At 52.8% G+C, this 13,720-nt stretch carries 9 protein-coding genes; 4 read left to right on the forward strand and 5 right to left on the reverse strand.

What is annotated here, in order from left to right; genetic code table 11:
* Positions 1-96: 96 nt before the first annotated feature.
* From KTE_RS17770 to pdhA, 4 genes are all read right to left on the reverse strand, one after another.
* Positions 97-543 (reverse strand): phage holin, LLH family, encoded by a 447-nt coding sequence (locus KTE_RS17770; protein WP_201383121.1) that lies wholly within the window; start codon positions 541-543, stop codon positions 97-99.
* A 221-nt stretch (positions 544-764) separates the two neighbouring features.
* Positions 765-2,078 (reverse strand): dihydrolipoamide acetyltransferase family protein, encoded by a 1,314-nt coding sequence (locus tag KTE_RS17775; protein WP_201383123.1) that lies wholly within the window; start codon positions 2,076-2,078, stop codon positions 765-767.
* 6 nt (positions 2,079-2,084) lie between these two features.
* Positions 2,085-3,077 (reverse strand): alpha-ketoacid dehydrogenase subunit beta, encoded by a 993-nt coding sequence (locus KTE_RS17780; RefSeq protein ID WP_201383125.1) that lies wholly within the window; start codon positions 3,075-3,077, stop codon positions 2,085-2,087.
* A gap of 24 nt (positions 3,078-3,101) precedes the next feature.
* Positions 3,102-4,157 carry a pyruvate dehydrogenase (acetyl-transferring) E1 component subunit alpha gene (gene pdhA, locus KTE_RS17785; RefSeq protein ID WP_201383127.1) on the reverse strand — a complete coding sequence of 352 codons (1,056 nt, stop codon included), beginning with the start codon at positions 4,155-4,157 and terminating at the stop codon, positions 3,102-3,104.
* A gap of 678 nt (positions 4,158-4,835) precedes the next feature.
* Here pdhA and KTE_RS17790 point away from each other — a divergent pair.
* From KTE_RS17790 to KTE_RS17800, 3 genes are all read left to right on the forward strand, one after another.
* Positions 4,836-6,071 carry a hybrid sensor histidine kinase/response regulator gene (locus tag KTE_RS17790; protein ID WP_201383129.1) on the forward strand — a complete coding sequence of 412 codons (1,236 nt, stop codon included), beginning with the start codon at positions 4,836-4,838 and terminating at the stop codon, positions 6,069-6,071.
* Positions 6,072-6,318: 247 nt separating this feature from the next.
* Positions 6,319-8,067 (forward strand): AMP-binding protein, encoded by a 1,749-nt coding sequence (locus KTE_RS17795; RefSeq protein WP_236600477.1) that lies wholly within the window; start codon positions 6,319-6,321, stop codon positions 8,065-8,067.
* Positions 8,068-8,288: 221 nt separating this feature from the next.
* The gene (locus KTE_RS17800) at positions 8,289-9,320 is read left to right on the forward strand and encodes a GAF domain-containing protein (protein ID WP_201383131.1); all 1,032 of its coding nucleotides are present in this window, start codon (positions 8,289-8,291) and stop codon (positions 9,318-9,320) included.
* A 134-nt stretch (positions 9,321-9,454) separates the two neighbouring features.
* On the opposite strand, the gene KTE_RS17805 is transcribed toward KTE_RS17800, so the two are convergent.
* Positions 9,455-11,032 (reverse strand): acyl--CoA ligase family protein, encoded by a 1,578-nt coding sequence (locus KTE_RS17805; RefSeq protein ID WP_201383133.1) that lies wholly within the window; start codon positions 11,030-11,032, stop codon positions 9,455-9,457.
* Positions 11,033-11,320: 288 nt separating this feature from the next.
* Here KTE_RS17805 and KTE_RS17810 point away from each other — a divergent pair, with 288 nt between their 5' ends.
* Positions 11,321-13,705 carry a BACON domain-containing protein gene (locus KTE_RS17810; protein ID WP_201383135.1) on the forward strand — a complete coding sequence of 795 codons (2,385 nt, stop codon included), beginning with the start codon at positions 11,321-11,323 and terminating at the stop codon, positions 13,703-13,705.
* Positions 13,706-13,720 lie beyond the last annotated feature (15 nt).

A 13,720-nucleotide genomic window follows, 5' to 3' on the forward strand; every position in this document is an offset into this window, starting at 1 on the left:
CATGGTCAAGCGTGTAGGTTGGTTCTTGTCGGGCATTCGCCCGACAAGAACCAACCTACACGCTTGACCATGAGCGCCAATGAATATCATGGAGGGCTAGGGCACCTGTTGATATCCTGGAGCATAGCTCCCCTGCGCGTATTGAGGGGTGGACGTATTCTGACCATAGAACTGTCCATTATATGTCTGTGCGGAGCCATTGTTACTCGGGGTGGATGTTGTAGACACCTGGTTTAACGTGTAAACTGCCGCCTCGATCATGACCGAGATGGTTGTGGGCGAGGCCGGTATACCTAACTCTTTAAGCACTTGCTGCACCAGGGTCACCGCCGCTTGCTTTTTATCCGCGCTGGTCGTCACATCGTTGGCGGTCTGCTCGATAGCTGAAACTACGGAGTTGACGACCTGCTCGACCATCGAGCGACGCTGCTCAGGCAGATTTTGTATAAGCTTTTTGTAGAGCACGCTGGACACCGAGATGAGCGGTGGTAAAACGATGGGCAAGAGGACGATTAAAAGTTGATACAAATTTGCATCTTTCATAGGTGAAACCTCCTGTCAACTAAAAACATCGTTCCACTATAGAAACGCTCATTATGCAGTATTTTTGGTGATAGAGTTAGAGTAAAAAAAGAAGGCGCTGGCAACGCGCCAGCACCTTCTTTTTTTGTAGATTACTTTTTCTCCGAACACCCTGAGCGCGCTTGTCCCCGAATGGGGGAAGCGCTAGTCACATAAGTGACGTTGGGTTTCGGAATAAGATCTTAGCCAAGCAGGGCATAGGGATTTTGCAAGAGCCGTTTGACTTCCTGGAGGAAGCGTGCGACCATTGCGCCGTAGAGAATACGATGATCGGCTGAGAGTGTGAGTGGCATGATATCGCGAATGACGGGTTGCCCATCGACGGGAACAAACGTCTTGCGCGTGGAGGCCACAGCCAGGATCGCGGCTTCAGGTGGATTGATAATCGCCGAGAAACCGCTGACATCCATCATACCCAGGTTCGAGATTGAGAAGGTGCCACCGCTCAGGTCCGCGACTGAGAGCTTATTGTTGCGTGCCTTCTGGATCAGCTCGCGCACCTCGCGGGCGATTGTGCGTACCCCCTTAATATTGGCATCCTTGATCACGGGGACGACGAGGGCATTGGGCACATCGACAGCTACGCCGATATTGATGTGCTTATGGCGAATGAACTGTCCATCGCGATATGAGCCATTGACATCAGGGAATTTCTCCAGCGCCAGGGCACAGGCCTTAATGATCAGGTCATTGACGCTGACCTTGGTGCCCTCTTCGCCAGCCGCACTATTGAGCACCTGACGTAGTGCCAGGGCATCGGTCATATCAATCTCGTTGCTGACATAGAAGTGGGGCACAAACTGCTTGGATTCAAGCAGGCGATTGGCGATCCTCTTCTGTACAGACGAGATGGTTACGACCTCAGAATCCTCAGGAATTGCTGCCTGGGCAAAGGCTGGCGCCTGGAATTGCGGAGCCGCCTGAGTTGGCTGAGCAGGAGCCGCTGCCGAGGCCACTGGGGTCGTCGCGCGCTGCTGGGAGAGGTAATCCTCCAGGTCATCACGCACGATGCGCCCGCTGGGACCTGTGCCCTTGATCTGACCCAGGTCAATACCATGCTCTTCAGCGATGCGGCGTGCCAGGGGAGAGGCTTTGACGCGACCCTCGGCCGTAGTAGACACCTCGCTGGTAGACACAGTTGAAGCCACGACGACTTCAGGTTTGCTTTCCTGTTGAGGCGCGCTGGCCCCATTGGCGCTCGCAGCCACTTTGCTCTCAGCACTCGCGGCTACGCTGGTTGTTGCGCCTTTGCTTGCACCCGCGCCTGTGCCGATGACGGCGATAGTTTGACCGATGGGGGCAACCTCGCCCTCCTTGGTGAGAATTTGTTCGAGAATGCCGTTGTCGTAGGCCTCGATCTCCATATTGGCCTTGTCGGTCTCGACTTCGGCGATGATATCGCCCCGTTTGATCTCATCACCGGGCTTTTTGAGCCAGCGGGTAATGGTACCTTCCTGCATGGTATCGCTGAGTCGGGGCATGCTTACGTCGGGCATGGTATCTTATCTCCTTTTGCGGCGAGGTGCGAGTTCGTTGATGGCCTCGATCAACTGTTTCGCTCCTGTGAGCGCGGCCAGTTCGAGTGGTTTGGAATAGGGGAGGGGAACCTCAATGCTGGCGACACGCTTGACAGGAGCATCCAGGTAGTCGAACGCCTCTTCCTGAAGCGTGGCGGCGATTTCGGCTCCAACGCCATAGGTGCGCCAGTCCTCCTCAAAGATAACGGCGCGATTGGTCTTCTGCACCGATTTGACAATGGTTTCGGTATCCAGGGGGCGCAGTGAGCGCAGGTCGATGACCTCGATGCTCAGGCCGCTCTCCTGCTCCATGCGGGTGGCGACTTCAAGCGCGATGGAGGCCATGCGTGAGTAGCTGATGACGGTCAGATCATGCCCCTCTTTAGCGATGCGAGCCTTACCGAAGGGGACAGTATAGTCGCCCTCAGGAACATTGCCTTTGGTATTGTACAGCGCCAGGTTCTCCAGGAAGAGGACCGGGTTGTTGTCGCGGATGGAGGTGCGTAGCAAGCCACGCGCATCTTCAGGCGTTGAAGGCGCGACGACTTTGAGGCCTGGTACATGTGCGAACCAGACTTCCAGGTTCTGGGAGTGGGTTGCCGAGAGCTGCTGACCACCACCACCGGGGGTACGAATGACCATTGGCACAGCCGTCTGGCCGCCAAACATATAGTGAATCTTGGCTGCGTGGTTGACGATCTCGTCAATGGCGAGCAAGATAAAGTTGATGGTCATGATCTCGACGACCGGGCGCAGGCCAAGCATAGCGGCGCCAACGGCCATACCTACGAAGCCATTCTCGGCGATAGGTGTATCGAGCACGCGCTTGGAGCCAAACTCTTTGAGCAGGCCCGCGGTAATCTTGTAGGAGCCTTCGAAGATTCCAATCTCTTCTCCAAGTAAGAAGACATCCTTGTCGCGCAGCATTTCGTCGCGCAAGGTGTCATGAAGAGTCTGTCTAAATGTCATCTCTGCCATGGAATACAATCCCTTCCCTGAACCTTAGTGAGCGGCTGTGTCATCAGCGTAGATATAGTCATAGAGCGTATCCAGCGAGGGGAAGGGACTCTCTTCCGCAAAGTTAACAGCCTCTTCAACCTCCCGCTCAACCTGCTCGGCAATCTCGTTGATCCTGGTGTCATCTAGCAGACCCGCATCCTTGAGTCGTGCAGTATATTTGGCGATAGGATCATTGATACCGCGCAAGCGCTGAACCTCGTCTCTGTCGCGATAGCGGTCAGGGTCAACAACCGAGTGCCCACGGAAGCGGAAGCTGACCGCCTCGATCAGGGTAGGCTCGCTCTTCTCACGCGCCAGCTTAACGGCCGAACGCATGGCGTCGCGTACCGCGAGGACATCGTTGCCATCGACGCGGATATTGTTCATATCGAAGGCGTTGCCTTTGCGATGCAGTTCAGCGACGGCTGAACCAGCCTCCACACGTGTACCCATGCCATACTGGTTATTGACGACGAAGAAGATAACGGGCAACTGGTAAATCTTAGCCAGGTTGAGTGACTCATAGAAGGGACCACCATTGGTCGCGCCATCGCCCATCTGACACGCGACGACCTCCTTGCCCTCGCGATATTTGATGGCATAAGCGGCACCCACCGCCAGGGGCACCTGCCCACCCACGATGCCATAGCCACCCATAAAGCGACTATTGATATCGAAAAGGTGCATTGAACCGCCACGACCCTTGGTGATGCCTGTAGACTTTCCAAATAGCTCGGCCATAACCGCCTTCGCGGAGATGCCACGGCTGAGGGCATATCCATGCTCTCGATAGTTGGCATAGATATAGTCTTCTGGACTAAGACCGTGGCAGAAGCCGACGACGGTGGCTTCCTCGCCCAGATTCAGGTGACAATAACCGCCAATACGGGCTTTGTTGTACATTTCGCCCGATTTCTCTTCGAAGCGGCGGATGAGCACCATCTCATAGTAATACTTGAGTAAGGTGTCCTTGTCTTCGTTCGCGATGATCGCGGCGTCTGGTCTGCTACTGTCAGCAAGCTCAGAGGCCTTCGACCGCTTTTTCTGTTCCGTGTTCATGACGGCTCCTGGTTTCTTTTTTTTACATGATTGTAACGTGGGAGGCGCTATGTTTCAAACAGCCAGATAGGTAGCACAAGAAAAGGCTACATGTGGAAAACATGGCGGTGTGCTATCTGGAAAATTCCTAGAAAGTATGCTCAACGTTCAACTGATTGTACGCCTCCGTGCTAACTGGTTGTAACGTATCTATCCGATGACAGTCCAAGGATTATTATACAAAAGATATGCATGGTTATGTCTATACGTGAGGGTAGAATTTAAGGTTTTTGCCTGAAGAGCAAGGAATATGAGCTAGCGCTCGCTCAGTTGAGCTTCTTCTGCCCTTCTGTCCGCTCTCTCCAGAGATACCAGCACATACCAGGAGTACTAGGGAAGTACTATGGGACGCTCGCGATCCCACCTGGTGGTAGCGTTTCTCTCCTCCCTCTTTCCATTGTGCCAATCGGATTAAATAGTGTTTTTAAGAAAGTTATTAGCAGTTGCTTTTTCTCTCTACTTTCGTCGTATTTTGTGTGTGGAAGGGAAAGAGGAGTGCCAGATGAATGAGAATAGATCACTCACTATGGTGTATGGGAGAAAACTCTCGCCTTGAATCCATCCTGGTTGGTGCTGTCGTACCAGAAGCAACTTCTATCGAATTTCCTTAAAATCTGGGGTTGGGAGGAGCCAAAAGACATGACAACGCCTTCTATTCTCATCGTTGACGATGATACCGCCCTCTTGCGCGCTTTGCCACAAACCCTGTATCTGCGCATGGACGATATTCACGTTGATACATGCGATTCCGCCGAACGTGGCCTTGCTATGATTCGAGAGCATGATTACGATGCTATTATAAGCGATATTAAGATGCCGGGGATGGATGGCCTGGAGCTCCTGGCGCGTATTCAGGAGCTGCGCCCTGAGACCCCCACACTGCTTATCACAGGCCATGGCGAGTATGACCTGGCCATACGCGCCCTGCGTGGTGGGGCCTATGACTATATCCTCAAGCCAATTGATCGAGACTCCTTTGTCGCGGCACTCCAACGTGCCATTCAAGCCTATCAATTGCGCCGCCAGGTGCTTGAACAGCATATTGCCCTCTCACACCATGCACGCTCGCTTGAATGGCAGGTGCAGAAACGCACCAGTGAACTGGTGAACGCCAACGAACTCAAAGATAAGTTTCTCCGTATCGTCTCCCATGAGCTGAAGGCTCCTCTCTCAGGCTTGAAGGGGATGACACAGTTCCTCTACAAACAACTGGATGAAGAGGTCAACAAGCAGGTCTTTAAGCAGGGGTTGGAGGATATGTCACACGCAATCGACCGCACCGAGGTGCTGGTACAGGACTTGCTGGATACTTCCATGATGGATACCAATATGTTTGTGCTTCATCGCAAACACTGTAACCTGGTGCAACTCTGCCAGCGTGTGCTGAGCGAATATACAGCTGGCGCAGGACCTGACGTCACAAGTGAGATCGTTGCTGAAACGGTTGAAGCAGAGGTTGATGCTGAGCGTATCTGCCAGGTCCTCATCAACCTACTCTCCAACGCACGCAAATATTCGGTCAGCCCCAGCACTATCACAATACGTTTACAGCAGGTTGGCTATGAGGCGTGGATCCAGGTGGAGGACCAGGGCGTGGGCATTCCTCAGGAGGAGCAACAGCATATCTTTGAGCAATTCTATCGCGCGCCAGGGATCGAGGTGCAGTCAGGTGAGCAAACTGGCCTGGGTCTGGGCCTGTACATCGCGCGCAAAATTGTAGAGCGACACAGTGGGCGCCTGGATGTAGAGAGCGCGCTCGGACAGGGAAGCACCTTTACCGTGATCCTGCCGATCTCTATTGATCAGGAAGCGACCGGTCAAAATTCAGAGAATTTAGCACGACACACCCTGGCCACCTGGACGCTCACGCATTAGGAAGAGATACACAAAAGAGGGGTGGGCAACGTTGCCCATCCCTCTTTTGTGTAGAGTTGTATTTTTATGCGTCATGAGTTAATCTTTAGCTAATATCGCGACAAGAAGGCTTGTAGGGACAGAGATGGCAATTTTCAGGATTTTTTACTAATTCTCTGTACATATGATGAAGATATAGCATTGGCAGTTATCTCATGAAGGTGAGATCCTGATCTGTAACGGTTGTATTAAGAGGAGCAAGCAAGCCATGACGGAGAGTAAGACAGCAGCCCCCCAGGCAACGTCTGAGGAGGCAGTGCAAAAGTGGAGTTATACCAGTGGCATCAGTGATATTCCCCTCCTGGGGCTCACCATTGGCGATATGTTTGACCAGACAGTTGCCAGCTATCCGGATCACCTGGCGCTGATTGCGCGTGCTCAGCAGATACGCTGGACATATCGCGAATTGCATGAGCAGGTGGAGCGCTGTGCCAAGGGTCTGATGAGCCTGGGAATTGAAAAGGGAGACCGCGTCGGCATCTGGTCGCTCAACCGTGCCGAATGGTGTGTGACCCAGTTCGCAACCGCCAAAATTGGTGCTATCCTCGTCAATATTAATCCAGCCTATCGCCTGCATGAACTGGAGTATGCGCTCAAGCAATCCGGTTGTAGCGCGCTGGTTATTTCTCCCGCGTTCAAGAGTTCAAACTATCCTGAAATGGTTACAGCGCTTGCCCCTGAGCTTGCGAGCTGTGAGCCAGGAGCGTTGCAATCAGCCCGGTTACCAGCGCTACATGTAGTTATCTGTATGGGAAAAGACGCGACTGAGGGAATGTTCAGTTGGGAGATGCTGCTCAAGCGAGCTGAGCAGGTTGGTATTGATCAGCTGTACGCTCGTCAGCGCACGCTTGAATTTGATGATCCGATCAATGTGCAATATACCAGTGGTACGACCGGATTCCCCAAGGGGGCGACGCTGAGCCATCACAACATTCTCAATAATGGCTATTTTGTAGCTCGTCTGCAAAGTTTTACCCATGAAGACAAACTATGTATTCCTGTGCCGCTCTATCATTGCTTTGGTATGGTTATGGGCAACCTGGGCTGCGTGACGCATGGCGCAACTATGGTCTACCCCTCCGAAAGCTTTGATCCCCTGGCCGTGTTACAGGCCGTGCAAGAGGAGCAGTGCACTGCGCTTTATGGTGTGCCGACCATGTTTATCGCCGAATTGGAGCATCCAGATTTTCATACCTTTGACCTGGCTAGCCTGCGGACCGGAGTCATGGCTGGCTCTCCCTGCCCCATTGAAGTCATGCGCAACGTGATTAACCGCATGCATATGTCACAAGTAGAGATCTGCTACGGCATGACAGAAACGGCACCCGTTTCGGTGCAGAGCAGGCTCGATTCGCCATTTGAGAAGCGCGTCGCCACAGTGGGCCAGATTCATCCGCATCTCGAAATTAAGATTGTCAATCCTGAAAGCGGTCAGATCGTGCCTCAGGGCATACCAGGAGAATTGTGTACGCGCGGCTATAGCGTTATGCTGGGCTACTGGGATAATCCCGAGGCGACGCAGGCTGCCATTGACCAGGCGCGCTGGATGCATACAGGTGACCTGGCAACGATGGATGAAGAGGGCTATATTAATATCGTCGGGCGCATCAAAGATATGATCATTCGGGGAGGGGAGAACATCTATCCCCGTGAGATCGAGGAATTCTTGTATACCCATCCCCAGGTCAGCGATGTGCAGGTCATTGGGGTTCCCGATGAGCGCTATGGCGAAGAGATCGCGGCCTGGATTAAGCTAAAGCCGGGCGAGTCCGTCAGTCAAGAAGATCTGCGTGCCTTCTGCCTGGGAAAGATCGCGCACTACAAGATCCCGCGCTATATTAAGTTTGTCGATGCCTACCCTATGACCATCTCTGGTAAAATTCAGAAGTACTTAATGCGCCAGCAGGCCATCGCTGAACTAGGTTTACAGGGCGCCGCCTCTATCGAGACTGCATAAGCACACACACGCCAACTTTTTCAGCGAAAGATGTTGCATTTATGCAAAAGTGCAAATGCAACATCTTTCTCTTCTTCATGCGAGCAAGCGCATATTAGAATTTTGTTAAAAAAACGGCAAAAGCAACACAAGCAATTGACGTAATAGTGCGAAGACTGTTATTATTTTGAAAGATATAATGATAAAAATGTAGCTACAAAAGCTCTGATTAAGGTAGGAACGTGGAGAAATATACCTCTTGGCGTGAACTACTTGGCAGTATCATTCAAGATATGCAGGAGCGACAGCGGATTGCGGGTTTGTTGGGTGTCAATGTTGTGACCCTGGGGCGCTGGGCAGGCAATGCCTCGAATCCACGTTACCAGCACCTGCGTCGCCTGCTTTCTGTATTGCCGCAATATCGCGCCGAATTGCAAGAACTCATTGTAGTCGAATTTCCCGATTTTTCTTTGGGCTTAGAATTGAGTAAGCAAGGAGAGGAACAGGACCTTATTTCTTCAGCATTGTATGCACAGGTTTTCAATACATATACTATTATGCCGCACATACAGCGCTCCTGGAGTATCACAAACTTGATTCTACGGCACGCCCTTGACCAACTGGATTCACAAAAGCAAGGCATGGCCGTGATCCTTATTCAGTGTATGCCACCGTCTCAAAATGGCAAGGTGTGTAGCCTGCGTGAACGTATAGGGTTTGGAAATTCGCCCTGGCCCGCAAATCTGGAGCCGCATGCTATTTTTCTGGGTATGGAATCGCTTTCAGGCTATGTAGTAGGAACCTGCCAATCCAGTGTGTTGCAGAATCGTTCGAAGGAGCAGCAGGGGGTGCGCCCTGTGCATTGGGACCAACTGGAGAAGAGCGCGGCTGCCTATCCCATCTACCGCGAGTCAAAGGTGGCTGGATGCCTCCTGGTCTCAAGCGCTGTCCCCAACTATTTTCTGCCTTCCCGACTTAAGCTGATAGAGCAGTATGCCGAACTGCTCTCGCTGGTCTTCGACTATGAAGAGTTTTATCCACTAGAGCAGATTAGCCTGCAAATTATGCCGCACTCAAGCTATCAGGAGAAGATGCTCTTCAATTTCCGCCAGCGGGTCGCAGAGGTGATGCTGACCAGCATGCGTAGCGGTGAGAACCTGGATATACGGAAAGCGGAGGCACTCGTCTGGAGCCAACTTGAGCAAGAACTCTTGGATTTGGCGGTAGATCTCAATATGACGCAAGAGGAATATCATCCTCTCCAGGTTGAATAGCGTGGAGCAAATCATTTTTGGGGAGTAGTGTGAAGAGTGCTGGTAGCCGCAGGCTACCAGCACTCTTCACACTACTCCCCAACGTGAGCGCCGCAGGCGCGAGGGGGCAAGCCAAAAAAACATGGATATGCTAATCAATTGATGCGCTTCTCATGCCCCTGCCATTCTTTCTCGCGTAGCACATATTTCTGCACCTTGCCAGTTGAGGTTTTGGGGAGGAGGCCAAATTCTACGGCTGTAGGGCATTTGAAATGAGCCAGGCGTTCCCGGCAAAAGGCAATGATCTCCTCCTCTGTGGCCTCTCTTTCAGGTTTAAGCGTTACAAAGGCCTTGGGACGCTCGCCCCAGGTGGCGTCGGGGATCGCAACCACTGCACATTCAAGTACCGCTGGATGACGGGCGATGAGTTGCTCGACCTCGATGGTGGAGATATTCTCGCCGCCTGAGATAATCACATCCTTGGCGCGATCACGCAATTCAATATAGTTATCTTCATGCCAGACTCCGATATCTCCCGAGTGGAACCAACCACCAGCAAAGGCCTTCTCTGTGGCCAGTTCGTTGCCATAGTAGCCCTTGGCAACGTTATTGCCACGCATGACGACCTCACCCATGGTACTCCCATCTTTGGGCAGGTCCTCCAGATCTGGATTGACGATACGCGCTTGCTCCGCGGTCACATAGCCCTGTCCCTGTCGCGCCAGGAGGGCTGCCTGTTCCTCTTCTGAGCGCGTATTCCATTCTTCGTGCCATTCACAGACGGTGTAGGGGCCATAGGTTTCGGTCAGGCCATAGACATGAAGTGGGCGAATATTCAGGCTTTTGAGCTGCCCCAGTAAGGTAGGCGAGGGAGGTGCGCCCGCGATAGTCGCCGTTACAGGGCGCGAGAGCGGATGGGCTTTGGGATGGTTGGCCAGAAAGATCTGGACGGTAGGCGCGCCATTATAGTGAGTGATGCCCTGGCTCTCCAAGAGGTCCCACACCTGTTCTGGCTCTACCTTGCGTAGGCAGACATGGGTGGCCCCCACAGCCGTCACCGCCCAGGTAAAGCACCAGCCATTGCAGTGAAACATAGGCAGTGTCCAGAGGTAGACGCTCTCACTATTCAAGCCTGTTTCGATGACTTCGCCAAGCGCGTTGAGATAGGCGCCCCGGTAGGTGTACATCACCCCTTTGGGATTGCCGGTTGTCCCGGAGGTATAGTTGATGGAGATAGTCTCCTCTTCATCAACCAGCCAGCTATGCAGGGGGTATGGATCGCCCTGGGCCAGAAATTGCTCGTATGGATCGTCGTCAGTGCCATCGTCGGCGATACGTATCACCTGGAGCGCGTCGAGGTTGAGCTGCTTCACGAGATGATAGAGCTCATCATCCACAAAGAGAAAGCTGGCGCCAGAATGTTGCAGGATAAAATTGATCTCATTGGAACTCAGGCGCGTATTGATCGCGACAAGAATACCGCCTGCGGCTGGTACGGCATAATGTGCTTCCAGTAGGGGTGGAATATTTGGACATAAGAAGGCAACGCGGTCGTGCTTATGGAGGCCATGCGCCCGTAATTGCGCGGCCAGGCGGTGAACACGCTGCGCAAATTGCAGGTAGGAGTAGTGACGCTGACCATGAATAACGGCTACTTTTTCAGGGAAAATGAGCGCGCTACGCTCCAGGAAACTGACAGGTGTCAACTCTGTGCGATAGACCTTCTCTGTCATATATAGCTCCTTCGCTGGCGATACAGACAAAATAGACTGTTCTAAGTATACATTGTGTAACAGGTAATGTTGTATATTTGCGTATAGGGATCTTGTAGAACTGCATATGCAAGAACATGACCAATGGGGTAAAAATTCGAGAATTACACTTAACCAATGTAGAATAGGGAAGAGCAATTATCTTGCATATTAAAAAATAAGCTGCTCGCGCTCTCAAGAAAACGGAGCGCTTCCAGGTGAGACCTTGATTGGGGTTGGTGGTTATAGTGCCTTTTCAGGAGTGTTTTGATGCATCAATGTCTCCGATGTAACAATCCATGTGCGAATGATGTCGCGTTCTGTCAAAAATGCCAGACCGCTCTCCTGGAGAGTTCTCCAGGGCAGGAGCGTTCATCTACATTCTTCTCGGCTGGTACACAAGGGCATGTTCTTTCGCCCGCGAAGCCGCCAGTATCTGCACTGCCGAGGCTACCAGTGACACCTGTGTTGCCAGAGCTGTCGCCGATCTCCGCGGAGCATATGTTCCCTTCTAGCCTGGTTCCGACAACGCCTCGTCCCGCATATCGGCGCACATGGTTGCGCAGACATTGGAAAATCATTGCAGTCGTCTTGCTGCTGCTGGCACTTGCTGATGGGGCACTGGCCTTTTTCTATTTTCGGCTGGGCCAGGGAGGAAGTGCCCAGCCTGCATTGGCTCTGGAGAAGAGCGTGGTCGCGCATGGAGAGGTAATCGAGTTGCGCCTGAGCAGCTTTACGCCTCGCGCCCATGTGCGTATCACGCGTGATGTACAGGTCGCGGTGCGCCTGCTTCAGACACCAGCGCTCCCTCACAATCAATCCGATAACTATGTGCAACTCGATGAAGCTGGGAAGGCGAGGGTGCGCTTGCAGATTGATGCAAACTGGGAAGCGGGAGAGCATACTTTACAGGCTGAGGATGTCACCACGCGCAATGTTGCCTATGCTACATTGCATGTGGTTGGCGCGGTTCAGCCGCCCAGTTTGCAATTGAGCCAGACCACGCTTGATATGGGAGCGAGCTTACGAGGCTCAAACTCTATTCAATCCCTGCGTCTACGTAATACAGGTGGAGGAACCATCTCGTGGACGATTGGCAATGTCAAGCCAGCCTGGCTGTTTACTACACCGACCTTTGGAACCTTTAGTGATGGCCAGACTATCTTCCTGGCCGTCTCTCGTGCAGGTCTACAGCCTGGCGAATATAAGGGATCGCTGCTGATTATGGCCAGTACAGGTGGCACGCAAAAGGTAACGGTGAAGATGACGGTAAAGTCCCTGCCTGGCGACCCGGGTCCTGTATTGACAGTATCTCCGCCAGCGATTGCAGCCAGCACCTTTGATGGCGCGCCTGATGCAGTGGAAGACACCTTGAAGATTACCAATACAGGCAATAAACCACTTCACTGGTCGCTTGCTAGCCAGGTGCAACTGACCTCGCTCTCTGAGGAGTCTGGTTTTCAGCAGCGTATAGAGTGGTTGCATGTAGACCCAAGGATGGGGAATATCGCACCCGGTAAAACCGAAATTGTTCACCTGTCTATGCATAGTCAGTCGCTCTTTACCGATGTCTATAGCGGCATTATCTCCTTCCAGGCGGACCAGAAGGCGTTGAACAGCCCGCAATCTATCGCGCTCTCCCTGGTGGTGCGCCCACCCTGTGAAGTGTGGCCCAGCGTGACAAGTATCATGGCGCGTGTGAGCGCTGGACAACAGATGACTCTTCCGCACCAGTTGAGCCTACATGTCCCCACTGGCTGTCATGAGAAATTGTCCTGGCAGGCCAGCTCGCAGAGCGACTGGCTGACGATCGGCCCGGCGCAGGGAACTCTAGATGTGCAGAGCTCGACAGATATAGCATTGACCGTGGATGCCACGAAGCTGGCACCCGGCCTGTATACAGGCTCCTTTGTGCTGAAGACCGCGCAATCAAGTCAGATGATCAGTGTGCAAGCGACAGTTCTGCCCATGGGGTCACAGACAACATCCAGCTTGGCAGTCACGCCAACCCATCTCTCGTTTACGCTTTCACCAGGTCAGGCCAGTAGTACGCAACAGAGTATTAGCATGGCTAATACTGGGCAAGCGGGTCTCTCCTGGCAAATCACTGGTGGCGCATCCTGGCTGCTAATACAGACACTTCAGGGCGCATTAGATGCAGGTGGCTCTGTCGATATTCCTGTCCGTGTTACCGCTGCGGGTCTTGCCGCTGGTAGCTATACTACCCAGGTCCAGGTCACGGCGACGGATAGCACTGGCCAGGCCGTGATGAGTGGCCCACAAACGGTCGCGATCAATCTCATCGTTGCCCAGCAAACAGCGCAACCCTGCACGTTTAGTGTCTCGCCGAGCACACTGACATTCCAGGCCACCTTGTTGGATACGACTCCGCAGGCACAGGAGATTGCTCTCGCCAGTACAGGTGCTTGTGGTGGGACCTGGAACGCGAGTACTGATGCATCCTGGATTTCGCTCTCTTCTACGACGGGAAGTAATACGAGTGGCGGAAACAAGCTAAGTATAGAAGTGAATTCTGCGGGAAAAATCTTAGGCACCTACCGGGGACATGTGATGTTGACAGCCTATGATAGCAATGGCGCCAGTATCAAAGGCAGTCCACAAGTTATTACTATTGTCTTAAATGTTCTGGGTTAAAAAAGGGAGGGCAGC

Source organism: Ktedonobacter sp. SOSP1-85, from assembly GCF_016587415.1.
In the GTDB taxonomy this organism is placed as follows: Bacteria; Chloroflexota; Ktedonobacteria; order Ktedonobacterales; family Ktedonobacteraceae; genus Ktedonobacter.